Here is an 18,044-nt window from a genome sequence, read left to right as displayed (position 1 = left end):
CCGTTGCCTCAGGCACGGGGACGAACGTCGCGCCGGTGCGCGAGCGCCGCGGTACCACCCCGCTTGCGCACGTAGACGTGCGCCACTCAAGTCAGGGCGATGACGAGCCCAACCGTTCGGTTCTACTGGGCGCGAGCGGACCGCTCGCAGCTGTTCTTCCGAAGGCTCCCCGGTGATGGCCGGATCGACGCCGTTGGACCAGATTCTAGCGGCGGATGCCGCTGTTCATCACAGGGGCGCAGCGGCGTCCGAGGTGATCTCGATGACGGCGAGCGGGAACTGCTCGGCCATCTCCTCGATGGAGTACGCGTCGAAGCGCAGCGCGTCATACCACCAGTCGATCTGCAGCAGACCGTCGACGCGCTGCACCCGCAGTTCGAGGGCACGGCCGGCGGGCACATCGAGCAGTTCGGCCATGGCGACGTTCAGAAGCAGCTCCGACTGCGCGCTCGCGCGGCCGGGGGCTCCGGCCAGTGCGCTGTGGGCGCCCTGCAGCATCTCGGTCGGGCCCATGGGCTGCGCATCCGAGCAGATCAAGGTCACGGGGTGACTCAGCCAGCGATGGCCACCGGTGACGTCGACCGTCACGGTTCCCTCGCCACGGGTGCGACCCAGGGTGCGGCCGAGAGCGGCGAGGAGAATCTCCTCGACCTGCACGCCGAGCCACTCCGCCGCCGCGTCGAGCTCCTCGGTCAATTCGCGCGAAGGCGCAGTGCCGAACTTGTCCAGCTGAGTGGGCAGCGTGTCGACCGTGGGGTGATCGAACACCTCCAGGGTTACCGGTGCGGTGAAGACAGGCCCTTGTTTGACCTCGTCTGCGATGTATGGAGCGACCATGGACTTACCGTACAGCGAATGTCCCAACTTTGGGAGACTGCTCCCAAAACTGTGACGGCTATGTCAATAAAGAACGTGTTATCTATTTGCCGGGAGGGGCTGCCCAAAGCCGGGATCAGGCGTTATGGTGTTGAGATGCCTCGCACGGACGAGAACGGCAGACAGCTCAAAGCCCTGCTCGACTATCTCCTCGACGGAGAGATCGACGCCAAAGATATTTTTGACGCACTCGGCATTTCGAGCAGCACCTATTACCGCCGAATCAAAGAGGCCGACTATCCGAATGCAGAAGAACTCCGGCGCGTAGCAGACCGGTTCGCGCTTAGCTACCCGGATCTTCAGATCCAGTTCGGGTTGATGTCTCGACAGGAAGTTCTGCAGTACGTCGAGGCCCTCGGACCGGCATCCCGTTCCGTCGCAACACTGGCTGACACCACGGTAAATACTGGGACGAAGCGCCGTACGAAGCTCTCGGATCTGACACCCAGACTGGATGCGCCTCCCCTTTAGTGGGATTAGCGGATACAATTTGCTGAACCCGTTCCGCCCGAAAGCGATATCCCATGGCTCTCGCATCCCTCATCGTGATCACACTTTCGTGTATCGCGTGGAGCCTGTGGATTCGTCGCGTCACGTGGTCGTGCCGGTGGGAAGTGGCCGCCACCCTCAACATCGCGCTCCAGGGCGCCGCCGTGCTGTTGATGTCGCCGCTGGCCTCGGAGACCCTGGGCCCGTTCCTGTATTCCCTCACCGGCAAGTGGAACCTCGAGGACTACCTCGGCCACGATTGCTACATCGTCGCGGCATCGGCGGTCGTCTACAACGCGCTGGGGCGGCTGGAGCAGGACCACGCGCTGCAGCAACGCTTCCGACGGCACATCGAGCTGCCTGCCACACTGTGCATCCCGCTTCTGCTCGGCGCCTTCTGGCTCGGTAACGGGGCCTCGATCTACCGGGCCGACTTCTTCGACGTGCCGACCGATCTGTGGCTCAATCTGTACTGGCTGCTGCTGTGCAGCATGCTCATCTACCTGCTGGGCTACGGCGGCCGGGCGCTGCTCATCCTGCGCTCGGACCCGCGGTCGCGGCCGATCGCCAACGTCTACCTGTTCGCCTGCGGTATGGGCATTCTCGCGTGCATCGTGCGCATCATCACCGCGTTCGTCCCGGCCTTCCAGACCGTGCAGGGCAGCACGCTGGTGTGGATCTTCGCGTGTGCGTGCGGCGCGGGTTTCGCGCTCACCTCCGCCCACTCCTGGCGCATAAAGACGAGGTGGTTCACCCGCGCGAACACCTGACCTCCGCGACGGCGATGTCGGAAGTCAGACCGCGGTCGCGGTGGTGTCGGCGAAGGGCGCGCCGAACTCGCGGACCCGCCGGTATCCATTCTTACGGGCCTGCGATGCGCCGCGCCGGATCAGCGCCGCGGTGGCGACGAAGCCGGCCTGGTCACTGACGACCATCGGGGTCAGCAGACGGTTGTGGACGAAGCCGAACGCCAGTCCGGTCTCCGGGTCAGCCCAGCCGAGCGACCCGCCGAGGCCGACGTGCCCGAAGCCGGGAAGCAGTCCAGGGATCGGCAGCCCGTGATAACCGAGGTGGAACGACAGCGGCATGACCATGCTGTGATCCAGGCGCAGGCTGCGGCGCCCCACGAGCGCTGCGGTGGTCTCGCCGGAGAGGTACTGCATGCCGTCGATCCGGCCGCCGTTGGCGATCGCGCCGTACATGCGGGCAAGGGCACGGGCTGTCGCCACGCCGTTGGCCGCCGGGATTTCCCCGTCGAGCAGCGGGATGTCGCCCTGCACGAAAGACTTGACCCCCGGGAAGTACATCGCGCCGAACGCCGCCGAGAACGGCAGCGCAGCGATGTGCGGGGCGACGACGTTGAAGATCGGGTTCTGCAGCCGGGTCTGCGGACCGATGATGCGCGCCGGCTGGGTCGGCGCCTGCACGGGCGGACGGCCGAGGTGAATGCCATCGGTGTTCAGTGGCGCGGCGACTTCGGTGCGGATCAGTTCGCGCATCCCGATTCCGGTGACCGATCGGGCCAAACCGGACAGCAGCCAACCGAAGGTGAACGCATGGTAGGCAGGCTTGCCGTGCAGCCAACTCATGGGAGCCGCGGCGAGTCGCTCCTCCATGACGATGTGGTTCATCAGGTCGACCTTGGCCACGCCGTTCAGCTGCGACAGGCCTGCCCGGTGCCGCATCAGGTCTCGCACGGTGATTTGCGATTTACCGTTGACGCCGAACTCGCGCCAGTACTCGGCAACGGGGGCGTCGTAGTCGATCAGCCCGCGATCGTGGAGGCGGTGGATGACGGTGGCCGCCACGCCCTTCGTCGCCGAGAAGACCATCGGGGCGGTGTCGGCGGTCCACCGTCGCTTACCCCTGCGATCCGACCACCCGGTCCACACGTCGACGACGGGTTCACCGTCGAGGTACACCGCCAACGCGCCACCGCCGAATCGGCGGTGAGGAAACATCTGGGCGAACGTGCGCACCGCGCACGTGAAGTTGGGATCGGCCTCGCCCTGCACGCCGCGCGGAAGGTCACCTTTGACACCCGTCACAAGATGAATTTACCCCGCGGCACGGCAAACAATCCCGGAGTTACCGATTTGTTAGCCGCTCGCTTTCGATGGGTGCTCGACGGCGTCCAGAAGGCGTTGGGCAGCAAGCGCCGGCGTGAGTTCACCCTCGCGCACCTGACGTTCGACATCGCCACGGATAGCGCGCACCCCGGGACTGGAGAGCACCCGGTCCAGCACCGTGTCGCGGACCATCGACCAGGTCCACTCCACCAGTTGCGTGCGTCTCCTCGCTTCGAACTCACCGGCTTCGGTGAGCACGCCCCGGTGCTTCAACACGGTGTCCCACAACTCCGAGAGCCCGTCGCCGGTGAGCGCACTCATAGTGAGAACCGGTGGACGCCAAAGCGTTTCGCGCGGATAGAGCAAGCGGATGGCGCCGGCCAGTTCCCGTGCGGCCGACTTCGCCTCGACCGCGTGCTCGCCGTCGGCCTTGTTGACCACCACGATGTCGGCGAGCTCGAGAACGCCTTTTTTGATGCCCTGCAGCTGATCACCGGTGCGGGCCAGTGTCAGAAAAACGAAGGTGTCGACCATGTTGGCAACGGTGACCTCGGACTGACCGACGCCCACCGTCTCCACCAGGACCACGTCGTAGCCTGCGGCCTCCAGCAACACGATGGTCTCGCGCGTCGCCTTGGCGACTCCGCCCAGGGTTCCCGAGGTCGGTGACGGCCGGATGTAGGCATCGGGATGGACGGCCAGCTTCGCCATCCTCGTCTTGTCGCCGAGGATCGAGCCACCGGTCCTGGTCGACGACGGGTCGACGGCGAGCACGGCCACGCGGTGCCCCTGCTCGATCAGATGGACGCCGAGCGCCTCGATCGTCGTCGACTTCCCGACCCCCGGGACGCCGGTGATGCCGACATGCATGGCCGAGCCGGCTTCGGGCATGAGCTCCAGGAGCAGCTCCTGTGCCTGCTGCCGGTGATCTGCACGCGTCGACTCGACGAGCGTGATCGCCCTCGCGAGCGCAGAGCGGTCGCCGCTGCGGATCGCTTCGGCCAGCTCAGGTGAGGTCATATCCCAGTCGTTCGGCGAGCTTGTTCAGCAGCCCGATCGCGGCGTCGGCGATGACGGTGCCCGGCGGGAAGATCGCCGTCGCCCCGGCGGCGTAGAGCTCGTCGAAATCACCCGGCGGGATGACACCGCCGACGACGACCATGATGTCGGGCCTGCCCACCTCGGCGAGCGCATCGCGCAGCGCGGGCACCAACGTCAGGTGCCCGGCAGCCAGCGACGACACCCCGACCACATGGACGTCGTTGTCGGCGGCCTGCCGCGCGACCTCCTCGGGCGTGGAGAACAGCGAGCCCACGTCGACGTCGAAGCCGATGTCGGCGAACGCCGTTGCGATGACCTTCTGCCCGCGGTCGTGGCCGTCCTGGCCCATCTTCGCGACCAGGATCCTGGGTCGACGGCCGTCTGCCTCGGCGAACTTCTCGACCAGTTCCGTTGCGCCACTGACATTGCTCGCCATGCCCACCTCGTCTCGGTACACGCCGGCGATGGTCCGGATCTCGGCTTGATGCCTGCCGTAGACCTTCTCCAGGGCATCGGAGATCTCGCCGACGGTCGCCTTCGCGCGGGCCGCGTCGATGGCCAGTGCCAGCAGGTTGTTGCCGAGGCCGTCCTCCCCCGCCGGCCCGGATGCCTGCGCGGCACGGGTCAATTCCGCGAGCGCGGCCTGCGTGGCGTTCTCATCCCTTTCACCGCGCAAGCGTTCGAGCTTGGCGATCTGCTCGGCGCGCACCCGGCTGTTCTCGACCTTGAGGACCTCGATCTCGTGGTCCTCGTCGACCTGGTACTTGTTGATGCCGATCACGGTCTGGGCGCCCGAGTCGATGCGGGCCTGCGTACGGGCGGCAGCCTCTTCGATGCGAAGCTTCGGGATGCCCTCGTTGATGGCCTGAGCCATACCGCCGTGCTCGGCGATCTCGCGGATGTGGGCGCGCGCCTTTTCCGCCAGCTGGTAGGTCAGCCATTCGACGTAGTACGAGCCGCCCCACGGGTCGATCGGCCGGGTGGTACCCGACTCCTGCTGCAGGAGCAGCTGGGTGTTGCGGGCGATGCGAGCAGAGAAGTCGGTGGGCAGCGCCAGCGCCTCGTCGAGGGCGTTCGTGTGCAACGACTGCGTGTGCCCCTGGGTCGCGGCCATCGCCTCGATGCACGTTCGGGCGACGTTGTTGAACGCGTCCTGCGCGGTCAGCGACCAGCCCGAGGTCTGCGAATGTGTGCGCAGCGACAGCGATTTGGGGCTTTTGGGATCGAATTGCGCGACGAGCTCGCTCCAGAGCAGCCGGCCGGCGCGCAGCTTGGCGACCTCCATGAAGAAGTTCATGCCGATGCCCCAGAAGAAGGACAGCCGGGGCGCGAACTTGTCGATGTCGAGGCCGGCGTCCAGGCCCGCCTTGATGTACTCGACGCCGTCGGCCAGCGTGTAGCCCAGCTCCAGGTCGGCGGTCGCGCCCGCTTCCTGGATGTGGTAGCCGGAGATCGAGATGCTGTTGAACTTCGGCATCTTGGCACTGGTGTAGCCGAAGATGTCGGAGATGATCCGCATGGACGGCTTCGGCGGATAGATGTAGGTGTTGCGGACCATGAACTCTTTGAGGATGTCGTTCTGGATGGTCCCGGCCAGCTTCTCCGGAGGCACCCCCTGCTCCTCGGCGGCCACCACGTAGAGCGCCAGGATCGGCAGCACGGCGCCGTTCATCGTCATCGACACCGACACCGTGGACAGGTCGATGCCGTCGAAGAGCTGGCGCATGTCGAGGATCGAGTCGATCGCCACACCGGCCATGCCGACGTCGCCCGCCACCCGCGGATGGTCGGAGTCATAGCCGCGGTGGGTGGCCAGGTCGAAGGCAACCGACAGGCCCTTCTGCCCCGCGGCGAGGTTGCGGCGGTAGAACGCATTCGATTCCGCGGCGGTGGAGAAACCGGCGTACTGACGGATGGTCCACGGCTGATTGACGTACATCGTGGGGTACGGGCCGCGCACGAACGGCGGCTCGCCCGGAAGGCTGCCTAGCGGGTAGCCCGCGGCGACCACGTCGTCGCGGTCGGCGGCGATGTACACAGGCTTGACGTCGATGCCCTCGGGCGTGGTCCAGTCGAGCTGATCTGCGGTGTAGCCGTGGGCGGCCGCGGCCGCTGTGACCTGCTCGGTGACATCGGCCTGCGTCGGCGGGGCCGTCGCCGCGTCAGCGGTCAGCGGCACACCGGCGAAACTGTCGATCTTCTTCTTCGGTTCCGTGGCAGTCATGTCACGCCCCCAATCGCGTCAGCAGGTCTGACAAGGTCTGCACCGCATCGATTTTCGCGGTCACGTGGCCGTCGGGCTTGGACGCCGCCTCGGCGACGGCCTTTTCGGGACCGGCCAGCAGAACGTACTCGACGCCGGCCGCCTTGGCCGCCTCCACGGCGGCGGAGGCCTCGTCGGCGTAACGCTTGTCGGTACCGCACACGACGGCCACCTCGGTGACCCCCGCCTCCGAGACCGCCGCGGCGATTCCCGAGGCGTCCAGGGGGCCCGGGTTGACGGCCTCGATTCCGCCGGACGCCAACAGGTTCGAGGTGAACGTGGTGCGGATGTTGTGCTCGGCGAGAGGCCCGAGTGGCAGCAGCAGGGCCTTCGGGCGGGCGCCCCGCTTCTCCAGATAGTGGTCGGAGCGGTTGCGCAGGTCTTCGAAGTCCGCGCCGTAACGATGCACTGACGGCAACGGATTACCTTGCGGCAAAGGCACTTCGGCGAGATTTGGGAACTCGTTGACACCGGTCAGGGCAGTCCTTCGGTGTGCGATGTCGTCGGCCCGGCGTCGTGCGACCTCGGCGATCTGCGCTCCGATGTGCTCGTGGGCCGCCTCGAAACCGCCCCTGGCTTCGATGTCCTGGAAGTGCGCCCACGCCTGCTCGGCCAGCTGGCGGGTGAGATCCTCGACGAACCACGAACCGCCTGCCGGGTCGAGCACGCGGCCGATGTGGGATTCCTCCAGGAGAAGCAGTTGCGTGTTGCGCGCGATCCGTCGCGAGAAACTGCGTGCGGTGCCGGGGAATCCGCCGTCGACCGCGACGTCGAACGGGTGCACCGCAACGATGTCGGCGCCACCGACGCCGGCTGCGAACGCCGCCACCGTCGTGCGCAACATGTTCACCCAGGGATCGCGCTGCGACATCATCGGCAGCGACGTCGTCGCGATGACGGTCGCAGCACCGGACTCGGGTTCGCCGACCACCTCGGCCACCCGGGCCCAGAGTTGGCGCGCGGCACGCAGTTTGGCGATGGACTGGAACTGGTCGTCGTCGGCGGCAAACCGGAAACTGATCTGGCCGAGCGCCGCGGAGGTGCTCAGACCCGCATCCACCAGGTGTCTGAGGTAGGCCACGCCCGCCGCGATGGCGGCGGCCAGCTCCCACGTCGCATTGGCACCCAGATTGTGGAACGTCGGCCCGTCGACGGTGATCGTCCGCACGTGGCCGTCGAAGCCGACCACCTGGGCGGCGGTGCCGACGACCTCGTCGAGACACGGCGCGGCGCGACCGGCAAGTGGCGCGCTCAGCGGGTCGGCCCCGAAGTCGAGGGACAGCCGTGACCGTTGGTCGTCGTCCAGGCCGTCCAACAGTGCGACCAGCGCCTGCACCGTCGCGCCGTAGGCTGCGCCGTCGGTCTCCACCACGACGGGCACCAGGTCGAGGTAGACGCCGTCGAGCAGCTGGCCCAGATCGGAGGGCGGCACGCCGCCGTCCCCGGTGCGCACCACCAACGCGCTGATGCCTTCGGTGAGCCCGAGCAGAATCGAGCCGTTGGCCTCCGCCGCCGGGGCCCCGTCCACCGGGTAGACGTCGGCCACTTTCCAGCCTGCTTTGACGTCGCGAAGCGCGTCGCCACCGCGTACGAAGGGCCACCGACCCGGCAGCGCAGGCTCGGTGAGCTCGTCCCGACTGGTGTAGAGCGGCCGGATCGGGAACCCGTCGTAGGTGGGCGAGTCGAGCAGACGTTCAGGCTCAGAGCCCAGATCGGCGGGGTCTTTCTTCGTTGTCTTCGCCAGAACGCCCGCCACGGCGGATCGCCATCGGTCCAGATCGGAGTCGACTACACCTGCGGCAGCGCCGTCGCTGGGTTTCTGCACAGCCATCAGGCTAAATGATGACGCTCACATCAGCGTGCGCCGGTGTGCAGATTCCACAGCCTGTGCACTCGGCGGTTTTGCTCACGGCCCCGGCCTCCCCCGTACTCTGAATAATCGTGAAATCCGTCGTCAGCACGCTTCGTACCGTGAGGGCCGCGGTCGTCGCCACGCTGAAGACGGTGCCGCGCACCCGCCTGGCCGCCGTCCTGACGGCGATTGTGATTCTCGTCGCAATCGCACTGCTCGTTCCGTTGCCGACGGCACTCGAGCTTCGCGACTGGGCCACCTCGGCGGGACCGTGGTTCCCCCTCGCCTTTTTCGTCGCGCACGTCGTGATGACGGTGCTTCCCTTCCCGCGCACCGCGTTCACACTCGCGGCCGGCCTGCTGTTCGGGCCGGTGCTCGGCATTCCCATCGCGGTGGCCGCCAGCACCGTCAGCGCGCTCATCGCACTGCTGCTGATCCGCACCGCGGGCTGGCAGGTCAGCCGGCTGGTGAGCCATCCGCGTGTCGACGCGATCGACCGGCGCATGAGCGAACGCGGCTGGCCCGTGGTGCTTGCGACGCGGCTGATCCCCGCGGTGCCCTTCTCGGTCCTCAACTACGCCGCCGGCGCGTCCGCGGTGCGGGTGCTCCCCTACACGCTGGCGACCTTTTTCGGCGTGCTGCCCGGCACCGCCGCCATCGTGATCCTCGGCGATGCGCTGACCGGCAGGGTCAGCCCCGCGCTGCTGGTCGTGTCGTTGTGCACCGCCGCGATCGGTGTGCTGGGACTCATCGTCGAAATCCGGTCGCACCGCCGGCGCGACCCCGTCACCGCGTCGTGAGCTGGGGACCCTTCACCGTCATCGCGCCGAACAGGGCCAGAAACGACGACGCCGCGACAAGACCGGGGCTCCAATCCTTGGCGCGAACATGCGAACCGACCGCCAGCACGAAATAGATGGTCAGCATGAATGTCGTCAGCCGCGCCAACGCAGGGAACCTGAACACCGACAGCAGGCCGACCGCGCTGGCCGCTTTCACGATCGGGATCAGCGGCCGCAAGTCCTCGGGAAGTCCGACGTCGTCGAACGCCTTCTTGATGGGCGGGATCTGCTTCGCACACGCGACCGCGTCGGCGGCCTGTAGCGCCGCCAGCGCCGAATAGGTCCGGGGCGAGGTCAGGGCGCTCACTGCTCCAGCGCCCCGTGACGCGGCGCAGGGGGTACCGACGGCGGCAGCAGCCCGGGTCCGTCGACCGGAGTGCGGGCGTCAGCCTCGGCCTTGGCGACGGCCTGCGCAATCGCCGGATCCGTCTCGGTGGAGAACCAGTCGGCGATCTCGGCTTCCTCGTCGGCGTCGGCCTTCGGCGGCGTGTCGTCCACCGGAGACGGCGTGTAGCGGAACACCCCGTCCTCACCCGGCGCGCCGAGCAGCTTCGTGAATCCCTGCAGCGCAGAACCGAAGTCGCTGGGCACCAGCCACACCTTGTTCGCTTCGCCCTTGGCCATCTGCGGCAGGGTCTGCAGGTACTGGTAGGCCAGCATCTCGGGGGTCGGCCTGCCGTTCTTGATCGCGGCGAACGTCTTCTCGATGGCCTTGGCCTGACCCTGGGCCTGCAGGTAGGCGGCGGCACGCTCACCCTGTGCCCGCAGCATTCGGGACTGCCGGTCGGCTTCTGCGGCGAGGATCGCGGCCTGCTTGGCGCCCTCGGCCGCCAGGATCTGCGCCTGCTTCTGGCCCTCGGCCTGTTTGATCGACGCCTCGCGGTTGCCCTCCGCAGTCAGGATCATCGCGCGCTTCTCGCGATCGGCACGCATCTGCTTCTCCATCGAATCCTGGATCGACGGAGGTGGATCGATGCTGCGGAGCTCGACGCGGGCGACGCGCAGCCCCCAGCGGCCGGTGGCCTCGTCGAGCACTCCGCGCAGCTGGCCGTTGATGGAGTCGCGCGAGGTCAGGGTCTGCTCCAGGGTCATGCCGCCGACGACGTTGCGCAGCGTGGTGGTGGTCAGCTGTTCGACGCCTACGATGTAGTTGCTGATCTGGTAGACCGCGGCCTGCGGGTTGGTGACCTGGAAGTAGACGACGGTGTCGATGTTGACCGTCAGGTTGTCCTCGGTGATCACCGGCTGCGGCGGGAACGAGACGACGCGCTCGCGCAGGTCGACGCGCGCGCGGATCTTGTCGACGAACGGCAGCAGCAGTGTGAGCTGGCCGGACACCGTCTTGCTGTAGCGGCCGAGGCGTTCGATGACCGCCGCCTCGGCTTGCGGGATCAATGCCACCGACTTCGCGACGACGACGACGGCGAACAGGACGAGCACGGCCAGCAGGATCAAGCCTGCGATGGCACCATCCACGACAGGACTCCTTCTCTAGATGACTTTGGATACGACCGCGGTGGCCCCGTCGATGTGCACGACGGTCACCTGGTCGCCGACTTCGTAGACGTCGCTCTCGTTGTAGGGACGCGCCGTCCACACCTCGCCGTCGAGTTTGACCTGGCCGGCGTGCCGGCCCACCCGGTCGAGAACCAGCGCGCTCTTCCCCTCAAGGGCTTTCGCCGGCTCGGGAAGTCCCTTGCCCGAGTGCATCCGGCGGCGCAGTGCGGGGCGGACGCCGACCAGAAGCAGCACCGACACCAGCAGAAACACGACGCCGTCGGCCCAGATGGGCCAGTCCAGAAGGAAGCTGGAACCCGCGGCGGCGAGGGCGCCACCGCTGAGCATCAGCAGGAACAGGTCCCCGGTCAGCGCCTCGGCGCCCGCGAGCGCGAGCGCTGCGATCAGCCAGATCAATGCGACAGGCATGTGGCCAGCCTATCGCGCAGCCGACTGGATGAGCCGGTAACAACTACACTGCAGCCATCATGTGGTGCCCGAGTGTTTCGCTGACCGTGTGGACGAATGCCTGGCTGGCAGGCGCCGCCGCTCCCGACGATGTCCTGGACGCGTTATCCCTCTGGACGCCAAAGCATTCGGTGACGGCCTACGATTCGGTGGCTGCCGAGCGCACGGGCTTGTCGTGGCCGGACCTCGACGACGCGGCATCGGTGTCGTTGTTGCAGACGGTGCGCACCGCCGCCGCCCACGCGGGATCTCAGCCCGCGATCGCGCTGGCCCTTCCTGTCCCGGGTGACGTGCGAGGGCTGCCGCCGGGCACACAGTTCGGCCGCGACGCCATCGCCGCGGGCGAGGCGGTCATCGTGACCGGAACGAACGGGGCCATCGGTCTCGTCCCCGATTTCGAGTATCAGGACAGCTATCCCGACACGCTGGATCCCGACGACGATTACGAATACGAAGCCGAGCTCACCGGGCTGTCCTGGACGGTGTACTCGTTCTCCTCGGCACCCCTCGCGGGCCATTTCGATCTGGGCGAGGCCGAATATCAACTGCGCGACGCCGTGCGCTCGGCCGCAGATGCGCTCGGCGCGCTGCGGGCAGGCGCATCCGCCGGCGACGTCGGCGATCCGCGCAGGCTCGTCGAGCAGGTGCTGGATTCCACCAGGGCCCACCGGGTGCCCGACCATGCCCCCACGCGCGCGGTGCGGGTACTGGAGAACGCCGCCCACGTCGACGCGATCATCACGGTCAGCTCGGGGCTCATCCCGATCGGCTTGCAGAGTTCATCGGAGGTCCAACTGGCCAGCGACGCGCTGCGACCCCTCACGTCGGTGGTGCGCTCGGCCCGGTTGGCGGCGGTCGACGCGATCCTGCATTCGGCGTGGCAGCGCTAGACACCACACGCTGACGTGCACGGGGCGCCGTTGACGCTGGTGCCGTAACCGGGCACCGCAGCGGGGGTTTCGACGCGAACAGGCTCCTGGCCGAGGCGCAGTTCGTCGATGAGATCGACGACGAGTTGCGCGAATCGGGGCTGTGCGTTGGGTGTGAAGGCGCGCGCGAACGCGATTCCCCGGGCCGCGGCCTGTTCGGCCAGTTCGTTGTCGAGGTCCCAGACGACCTCGATGTGGTCGGCGACGAAGCCGACAGGGCAGACGATCACCGCTTTCGTGCCGTTGGCCGCAAGTACGTCGAGGTGGTCACCGACATCGGGTTCCAGCCACGGCACCTGCGGCGGACCCGAACGTGACTGCCACACCTGGTCGTAGTCGTCGAAACCGGCAGCGGCGGCCACCAATCCCGCGGCATAGCCGACCTGACGCTCGTAAAGGTCTGTCCCGCAACGGGACGCGGCACGCAACGGGATGGAGTGCGCGGTGAACACCAGCCGCGCCTGCGCCCTGAGCTCTTCGGGCAGCGTCGCCGCCGCCTCGCCGATCGCGTCGGCGAACATCTGGATCAACAGCGGGTGGTCGAAATACTGTCGCAGTTTGACCAGTTCGGGCGCTTCGGGGCCGGCCGCTTCGCGCCCGCGCGCGATGTCCTCCTGGTACTGAGTGCACCCGGAGTACCCGCCCCATGCCGACGTCGCGAACACCGCCGCCCGGCGAACCCCGTTGTCGCGCATCGCCTTCACGGCGTCCTCGACGTAGGGTTCCCAATTGCGGTTGCCGAAGTAGACCGGCAGCTCCCAGCCCCGGCGCGCCAGCTCCGCCTCGATCGACGTGATGAGCTCGCGGTTGATGCCGTTGATCGGCGACACTCCCCCGAAATGCAGATAGTGCTCGGCCACCGATTCCAGGCGCTCCCTGGGAATTCCACGGCCCCTCGTGACATTCTCCAGGAATGGCATGACCTGCTCGGGTCCCTCGGGGCCTCCGAAGGACAGGAGCAGCAGCGCGTCAAACTCCATCTACAGCAGCTGGGTGCTGGCGCCGCCGTCGGCGTAGATGACGGTGCCGGTGGTCGCCGGAAGCCAGTCGGACAGCAAGGCGCACACGGTCTTTGCGACCGGAGTCGGGTCCTTCATGTTCCAGCCCAGCGGGGCACGTTGATCCCAGCCTTCTTCGAGCAACTGCATCTGCGCGCCCGCCTCGTCACCCAGCGCTCCACCGACGATCGCACTCATCGCCAGCGTCCGGATGGGGCCTGCGGCAACCAGATTGGAACGCACGCCGACCTTGCCTGCCTCACGGGCGACGAAGCGGTTGACCGATTCGAGCGCACTCTTGGCGACCGTCATCCAGTTGTAGGCAGGCATGGCACGGGTGGGGTCGAAGTCCATCCCGACGATGCCACCGCCAGGATTCATGATCGGCAGCACCGCCTTGGCCAGCGAGGCATACGAATACGCCGAGATGTGAATGCCTTTGGCGACGTCCTCGTACGGGGCGTCGAAGAACGGGTTGATGCCCATGCCGGTCTGCGGCATGAAGCCGATCGAGTGCACGACGCCGTCGAGCTTGTTGCCTTCTCCGATCACCTCGGTGATGCGGTCGGCCAGGGTGTCGAGGTGCTTGTCGTCCTGGACGTCGAGTTCGAGCAGCGGCGGCTTGGACGGAAGGCGGTCGAGGATGCGCTCGATGAGCCTCATCCGGTTGAAGCCCGTGCAGATCACCTCGGCGCCGGCCTCCTGGGCGACCTTGGCGATGTAGAACGCGATCGAGCTGTCGGTGATGATCCCCGTGACGAGGATCCGCTTACCTTCGAGAAATCCAGTCATTGCTTTTGCCATGCCCTTTCTAGTGGCCCATGCCCATGCCGCCGTCGACGGGGATGACCGCGCCGGCGATGTAGCTCGCGTCCTCCGACGCCAGGAAGCTGACGGCCCCGGCCACCTCGTCGGCGGTGCCGACGCGCTTGGCCGGGATGAACTCCAGTGCGGCCGCCTGGATCCGCTCGTCCAGCGCGCGCGTCATCTCGGTGTCGATGTAGCCGGGCGCGACGACGTTCGCGGTGACTCCGGCCTTGGACAGTTCGCGCGAGATGGACCGCGCCATGCCGATCAGGCCGGCCTTGGCGGCCGCGTAGTTGGCCTGGTTGCCGATGCCCCACATGCCGGATACCGAACCGATGAAGATGATCCGCCCGAACCTGGCACGCTGCATGCTGCGGCAGGCTCGCTGAGCGACGCGGAACGCTCCGGTGAGGTTGGCGTCGATGACCTCTTCGAAGCGCTCTTCGGTCATGCGCATCAGAAACGCGTCCTTGGAGATGCCCGCGTTGGACACCAGCACCTCGACAGGGCCCTGGTGTTCCTCGACCTCCGTGAAGGCGCGATCGACGGCTTCCTTGTCGGTGACGTCGCACACGACGCCGAACAGTCCCTCCGGCGCACCCGAGCCACGGTGGGTGACGGCGACCTTGTGGCCGTCGGCGGCCAACCGCTGCGCGATGGCCAGGCCGATGCCCCTGTTGCCGCCGGTGACGAGCACCGAACGGGAGACGAAAGCGGGAGAAGTCATGCCCGTCAACTTAGTCGGTGCGCCTCATTCTTAAGAAATCGCCTTACACAGCTCAGTTGGGCAGTCGGCGGTTGATCAACAGCGCACCGAGCGCCGCCGCGGCGAGGACGAGGGCGCCCAGACGCAGCCAGCCGACGCTGGCGTCGCCCTTGATCGTCTCGTAGCCGATCTGTTCCTGGAGGTTGGTGAAGACTTCCTTGAGCTGTTCGAGACTCGACGCTGTGAAGGCCTCGCCGCCGGAGAGGTCGGCGATCCTCTTGAGCATCTCGTCATCGACGGGAACAGGCTGACGCTGGTCGTTGATCTCGACATAGCCGTACGGTGTGCCGAACGACACCGTGGAGATCGGCACTCCCTGATCCTTGGCCGTGCGCGCGGCGGTGTAGGCGCCCTTCGGGTTGTCGGGGTTGGACGGCACCGTCTCCTTGCCGTCGGACATCAGCACGACGCGCGCGGGCGGGGGCTCGTCACCACCGCCGATCACCGCACCGACGGTGGCGACGGCCTGCAGCGCGGTGAAGATGCCCTCACCGGTCGCGGTGCGGTCGGCGAGCTGGAGCTTGTCGATCGCCGTCTTGGTGGACTCGCGATTGGTGGTCGGCGAGACGAGCACCGTTGCGGTGCCCGCGTAGGCGATCAGGCCCAGGTTGATTCCCGGTGTCAGCTGGTCGGCGAACTGCTTGGCGGCTTCTTGCGCCGCGACGAGGCGGTTGGGCGCGACGTCGGTGGCACGCATCGACTGGGACACGTCGATCACGAGCATCACGACGGCACGGTTGCGCGGGATGCGCACGTCGTGGGTGGGTCCCGCCATCGCGATCGTGAACGACACGAGCGACAGGATCAGCAGCACCGCCGGGAGGTGGCGCAACCGGCTGGGCCGCTTCGGCGCGACGCTTTCCAGCAGCTCCATGTTCGCAAAGCGCAGCATCCGCTTGTGCCGCGACAGCGAGACGATGACGTAGAGCGCGATCAGCCCGATGACGACGAGGAAGAACAGAAAGAACCAGGGGTGTTCGAAACCCGAGAGCGACATGGGTCCGAGCAACGGTAAAGTCATGCGTTACTTGCCATTTCGTTGTCGTTTCTAGCGGGCGAGGGCGCCACGGCGTCTGCTCGCCACGAACCGCACCACATCGGCGATCCAGTCACGATCCGTCCTCAGTGTCAGGAGCGGCGCGTCGCAGCGGCGCAGGGTGCGCGCGACATCGGCCCGGTGGGCAGCGGCGGCCTGCTCGAAGTCGGTGCGCAGGCGCTCGTCGATCGTGAACTCCCGGGTGCGGCCGGTCTCGGTGTCCTGCAGGATGACATCGCCGACCACCGGCAGTTCGACGTCACGCGGATCGAGGATCTCGATACCGAGCACCTCGTGCCTGCCTGCGATGGCTCGCAGGGGACGCATCCAGTTGATCGGCCCCAGGAAGTCGCTGATGATGACGGCCATCCCGCGCCGCCGTTCGGGCCTGCGCAGGGAGTCGATGGCGGCGGCGAGGTCTCCGCGGACACCGGGGGGCGCCTTGGGCATCGTGGCGATGGTGCGCAGCAGCTCCTGCTCGTGCATCCGCCCGGACAGCGCAGGCACCCGTCGCACCGTCTCGCCGTTGGCGACGATCGCGCCGATCCGGTTGCCTCCGCCGCTGTTCAGGAACGCGATCGACGCCGCCGCGGCCACCGCGAGGTCCCGCTTCTCACAGCCTGCGGTGCCGAAGTCCAGGCTGGCCGACACGTCGACCACCAACCAGGTCTCCAACTCGCGGTCGGCGATCATCTGACGCACGTGCGGATGGGTCGTCCGCGCGGTCACCGACCAGTCCATCCTCCGCACGTCGTCGCCGGGTTGGTACACCCTCGACTCTCCCGGTTCGGAGCCGGGCCCCGGCAGCAGCCCGAGGTGATCGCCGTGCAACACACCGTCGAGCTTGCGGCGCACCGTGAGCTCGAGCTTGCGCAGCGCCGCCGTCAGCGCGGGGTCACGGATCTCCCCCCGCTTCATCGACGGGAGGTCGACAGCGCGGCTTGACCGTGTCAAAGGTCAGCGACCGCTCGCCGCGGCTGCGGCAGCCGGGACGACGGGCGGCACCGAATGTCCTTGCTGGGGAATCGCATTCACCTGGGGCAAGGCGACCGTCTGCAGGATCCGGTTGACCACGGTCTCGGCGGAGATCTCGTCGGCCAGCGCATCGTAGGTGAGCACCAGCCGGTGGCGCAGCACGTCGGGGATGATCTCGACGACGTCCTGCGGGATCACGTAGTCGCGGCCACGCACCAGGGCCAGCGCGCGCGAGGCGGCGATGATGCCCAGCGAGGCACGCGGCGAGGCGCCGTAGGCGATCCACGCCTTCGCGTCGGGCATGCCGAACTTCTCGGGCTCGCGCGTGGCGGTGACGATGCGCACCACATAGTCGACCAGCGCGTGGTGCACGAAGTTGTTCGCGGCGACGTCTTGGAGGCGAAGCAGGTCGCCGGTGGTGAGGATGCCTTTGGGCTCGGGCGGCTTCACGCCCATCCGGTAGATGATCTCGCGCTCTTCTTCGGGCGAGGGGTAGTCGACGTTCAACTTGAACAGGAAGCGGTCACGCTGGGCTTCCGGCAGTTGGTAGACGCCCTCCTGCTCGATCGGGTTCTGCGTGGCCATGACCAGGAAGGGGCTGGGCAGCGGGAAAGTCTTACCGCCGATGGAGATCTTGCGCTCGGCCATGACCTCCAGGAGTGCGGACTGCACCTTGGCGGGCGCGCGGTTGATCTCGTCGGCGAGAAGGAAGTTCACCACGACGGGGCCGAGTTCGATGTCGAACTCCTCTTTGCCCTGCCGGTAGATACGGGTACCGACGATGTCGGTGGGCACCAGGTCAGGGGTGAACTGGATGCGTGCGAACGTGCCGCCGACCACCTTGGCGAAGGTCTCGACCGCCAGCGTCTTGGCGACACCGGGCACACCTTCGAGCAGGACGTGGCCCTTGGCCAGCAGGCCGACGAGCATGCGCTCGACCAGTTGGTCCTGGCCGACGATGATCCGTTTCACCTCGAAGATGGCGCGCTCGAGGGTGTGCACCTCGTTCTGCAGACCGCCGTTCGACGACGGGGCGGCGTGGGCTCCGGCGGAGTAGCCCGGTGCGGGGGCCTGTCCGGGATATCCTCCAGCGCCCTGCGGCGGTCCACTCGGTGAGGTCATCAAAAAGTTCCTTC

General features: G+C 67.2%; 18 protein-coding genes. 4 read left to right on the top strand and 14 right to left on the bottom strand.

Annotated features, from left to right (window positions below; genetic code table 11):
• Positions 1–228: 228 nt before the first annotated feature.
• Complete coding sequence (locus ACAG24_RS18280; RefSeq protein ID WP_370474093.1) at positions 229–837, bottom strand: hypothetical protein; 609 nt, start codon at positions 835–837, stop codon at positions 229–231.
• Positions 838–972: 135 nt separating this feature from the next.
• On the opposite strand from ACAG24_RS18280, the gene ACAG24_RS18275 reads away from it, so the two are divergent.
• Both ACAG24_RS18275 and ACAG24_RS18270 read left to right on the top strand, forming a co-directional pair.
• A complete protein-coding gene (locus ACAG24_RS18275; protein WP_370474092.1) occupies positions 973–1,347 on the top strand; it encodes an XRE family transcriptional regulator in 375 nt (124 codons plus the stop codon).
• A gap of 53 nt (positions 1,348–1,400) precedes the next feature.
• Positions 1,401–2,135 carry a hypothetical protein gene (locus ACAG24_RS18270; RefSeq protein ID WP_370474091.1) on the top strand — a complete coding sequence of 245 codons (735 nt, stop codon included), beginning with the start codon at positions 1,401–1,403 and terminating at the stop codon, positions 2,133–2,135.
• Positions 2,136–2,159: 24 nt separating this feature from the next.
• Here the strand turns inward: ACAG24_RS18270 and lipL are convergent, their stop codons facing one another.
• Genes lipL through mutA form a run of 4 tightly spaced genes read right to left on the bottom strand, consistent with a single transcriptional unit; the run spans position 2,160 to position 8,569 of the window.
• Positions 2,160–3,413 (bottom strand): esterase/beta-lactamase LipL, encoded by a 1,254-nt coding sequence (lipL, locus tag ACAG24_RS18265; RefSeq protein ID WP_370474090.1) that lies wholly within the window; start codon positions 3,411–3,413, stop codon positions 2,160–2,162.
• 51 nt (positions 3,414–3,464) lie between these two features.
• On the bottom strand, positions 3,465–4,454 hold the full coding sequence (gene meaB / locus ACAG24_RS18260) for a methylmalonyl Co-A mutase-associated GTPase MeaB (protein ID WP_370474089.1): 990 nt from the start codon (positions 4,452–4,454) through the stop codon (positions 3,465–3,467).
• Positions 4,441–6,699 carry a methylmalonyl-CoA mutase gene (gene scpA / locus ACAG24_RS18255; RefSeq protein WP_370474088.1) on the bottom strand — a complete coding sequence of 753 codons (2,259 nt, stop codon included), beginning with the start codon at positions 6,697–6,699 and terminating at the stop codon, positions 4,441–4,443. Before scpA ends, meaB begins: the two co-directional genes overlap by 14 nt.
• A gap of 1 nt (position 6,700) precedes the next feature.
• Positions 6,701–8,569, bottom strand: a complete 1,869-nt coding sequence (gene mutA / locus ACAG24_RS18250) for a methylmalonyl-CoA mutase small subunit (RefSeq protein ID WP_370474087.1) — start codon at positions 8,567–8,569, stop codon at positions 6,701–6,703.
• 110 nt (positions 8,570–8,679) lie between these two features.
• Between mutA and ACAG24_RS18245 the strand changes: the two genes are divergently transcribed.
• Entirely contained in the window at positions 8,680–9,390 is a 711-nt protein-coding gene (locus ACAG24_RS18245) for a TVP38/TMEM64 family protein (RefSeq protein WP_370474086.1), read from the top strand.
• On the opposite strand, the gene ACAG24_RS18240 is transcribed toward ACAG24_RS18245, so the two are convergent.
• From ACAG24_RS18240 to ACAG24_RS18230, 3 genes are read right to left on the bottom strand one after another with little or no spacing between them, the layout of a single operon-like run.
• Positions 9,377–9,739: a DoxX family protein gene (locus ACAG24_RS18240; protein ID WP_370474085.1), complete on the bottom strand. Its 363-nt coding sequence runs from the start codon at positions 9,737–9,739 to the stop codon at positions 9,377–9,379. The two genes, ACAG24_RS18245 and ACAG24_RS18240, sit on opposite strands and share 14 nt — an antisense overlap.
• Positions 9,736–10,908 (bottom strand): SPFH domain-containing protein, encoded by a 1,173-nt coding sequence (locus tag ACAG24_RS18235; RefSeq protein WP_370474084.1) that lies wholly within the window; start codon positions 10,906–10,908, stop codon positions 9,736–9,738. Before ACAG24_RS18235 ends, ACAG24_RS18240 begins: the two co-directional genes overlap by 4 nt.
• A gap of 15 nt (positions 10,909–10,923) precedes the next feature.
• Complete coding sequence (locus ACAG24_RS18230; RefSeq protein ID WP_370474083.1) at positions 10,924–11,358, bottom strand: NfeD family protein; 435 nt, start codon at positions 11,356–11,358, stop codon at positions 10,924–10,926.
• Positions 11,359–11,417: 59 nt separating this feature from the next.
• On the opposite strand from ACAG24_RS18230, the gene ACAG24_RS18225 reads away from it, so the two are divergent.
• On the top strand, positions 11,418–12,287 hold the full coding sequence (locus ACAG24_RS18225) for an Rv1486c family protein (protein WP_370474082.1): 870 nt from the start codon (positions 11,418–11,420) through the stop codon (positions 12,285–12,287).
• Here ACAG24_RS18225 and ACAG24_RS18220 read toward each other — a convergent pair.
• Genes ACAG24_RS18220 through moxR1 form a run of 6 tightly spaced genes read right to left on the bottom strand, consistent with a single transcriptional unit; the run spans position 12,284 to position 18,030 of the window.
• The gene (locus ACAG24_RS18220) at positions 12,284–13,306 is read right to left on the bottom strand and encodes a ferrochelatase (protein ID WP_370474081.1); all 1,023 of its coding nucleotides are present in this window, start codon (positions 13,304–13,306) and stop codon (positions 12,284–12,286) included. The genes ACAG24_RS18225 and ACAG24_RS18220 overlap by 4 nt on opposite strands.
• A complete protein-coding gene (gene inhA / locus ACAG24_RS18215; protein ID WP_370474080.1) occupies positions 13,307–14,116 on the bottom strand; it encodes an NADH-dependent enoyl-ACP reductase InhA in 810 nt (269 codons plus the stop codon). It abuts the gene before it with no gap.
• A gap of 19 nt (positions 14,117–14,135) precedes the next feature.
• Positions 14,136–14,858, bottom strand: a complete 723-nt coding sequence (gene fabG1 / locus ACAG24_RS18210) for a 3-oxoacyl-ACP reductase FabG1 (RefSeq protein WP_370474079.1) — start codon at positions 14,856–14,858, stop codon at positions 14,136–14,138.
• Positions 14,859–14,910: 52 nt separating this feature from the next.
• Positions 14,911–15,918, bottom strand: coding sequence for a VWA domain-containing protein (locus tag ACAG24_RS18205; RefSeq protein WP_370474078.1), 1,008 nt, complete (start codon positions 15,916–15,918; stop codon positions 14,911–14,913).
• A 27-nt stretch (positions 15,919–15,945) separates the two neighbouring features.
• The gene (locus ACAG24_RS18200; RefSeq protein WP_370474077.1) at positions 15,946–16,851 is read right to left on the bottom strand and encodes a DUF58 domain-containing protein; all 906 of its coding nucleotides are present in this window, start codon (positions 16,849–16,851) and stop codon (positions 15,946–15,948) included.
• A 39-nt stretch (positions 16,852–16,890) separates the two neighbouring features.
• Positions 16,891–18,030 carry a chaperone MoxR1 gene (gene moxR1, locus ACAG24_RS18195; RefSeq protein WP_370474076.1) on the bottom strand — a complete coding sequence of 380 codons (1,140 nt, stop codon included), beginning with the start codon at positions 18,028–18,030 and terminating at the stop codon, positions 16,891–16,893.
• Positions 18,031–18,044: the final 14 nt, after the last annotated feature.

This window comes from Mycobacterium bulgaricum (assembly GCF_041287165.2).
Classification (GTDB): Bacteria; Actinomycetota; Actinomycetes; order Mycobacteriales; family Mycobacteriaceae; genus Mycobacterium; species Mycobacterium bulgaricum.
Note: the sequence above shows the minus strand (reverse complement) of the source record. Positions and strands in the feature narration are given on the sequence as shown.

Coding starts and splice junctions, on each gene's coding strand:
- ACAG24_RS18280 (WP_370474093.1), bottom strand. CDS start 837: ATGGTCGCTCCATACATCGCAGACGAGGTCAAACAAGGGCCTGTCTTC.
- ACAG24_RS18275 (WP_370474092.1), top strand. CDS start 973: ATGCCTCGCACGGACGAGAACGGCAGACAGCTCAAAGCCCTGCTCGAC.
- ACAG24_RS18270 (WP_370474091.1), top strand. CDS start 1,401: ATGGCTCTCGCATCCCTCATCGTGATCACACTTTCGTGTATCGCGTGG.
- meaB (WP_370474089.1), bottom strand. CDS start 4,454: ATGACCTCACCTGAGCTGGCCGAAGCGATCCGCAGCGGCGACCGCTCT.
- scpA (WP_370474088.1), bottom strand. CDS start 6,699: ATGACTGCCACGGAACCGAAGAAGAAGATCGACAGTTTCGCCGGTGTG.
- mutA (WP_370474087.1), bottom strand. CDS start 8,569: ATGGCTGTGCAGAAACCCAGCGACGGCGCTGCCGCAGGTGTAGTCGAC.
- ACAG24_RS18230 (WP_370474083.1), bottom strand. CDS start 11,358: ATGCCTGTCGCATTGATCTGGCTGATCGCAGCGCTCGCGCTCGCGGGC.
- ACAG24_RS18225 (WP_370474082.1), top strand. CDS start 11,418: ATGTGGTGCCCGAGTGTTTCGCTGACCGTGTGGACGAATGCCTGGCTG.
- ACAG24_RS18220 (WP_370474081.1), bottom strand. CDS start 13,306: ATGGAGTTTGACGCGCTGCTGCTCCTGTCCTTCGGAGGCCCCGAGGGA.
- inhA (WP_370474080.1), bottom strand. CDS start 14,116: ATGACTGGATTTCTCGAAGGTAAGCGGATCCTCGTCACGGGGATCATC.
- fabG1 (WP_370474079.1), bottom strand. CDS start 14,858: ATGACTTCTCCCGCTTTCGTCTCCCGTTCGGTGCTCGTCACCGGCGGC.
- ACAG24_RS18205 (WP_370474078.1), bottom strand. CDS start 15,918: ATGACTTTACCGTTGCTCGGACCCATGTCGCTCTCGGGTTTCGAACAC.
- ACAG24_RS18200 (WP_370474077.1), bottom strand. CDS start 16,851: ATGAAGCGGGGGGAGATCCGTGACCCCGCGCTGACGGCGGCGCTGCGC.
- moxR1 (WP_370474076.1), bottom strand. CDS start 18,030: ATGACCTCACCGAGTGGACCGCCGCAGGGCGCTGGAGGATATCCCGGA.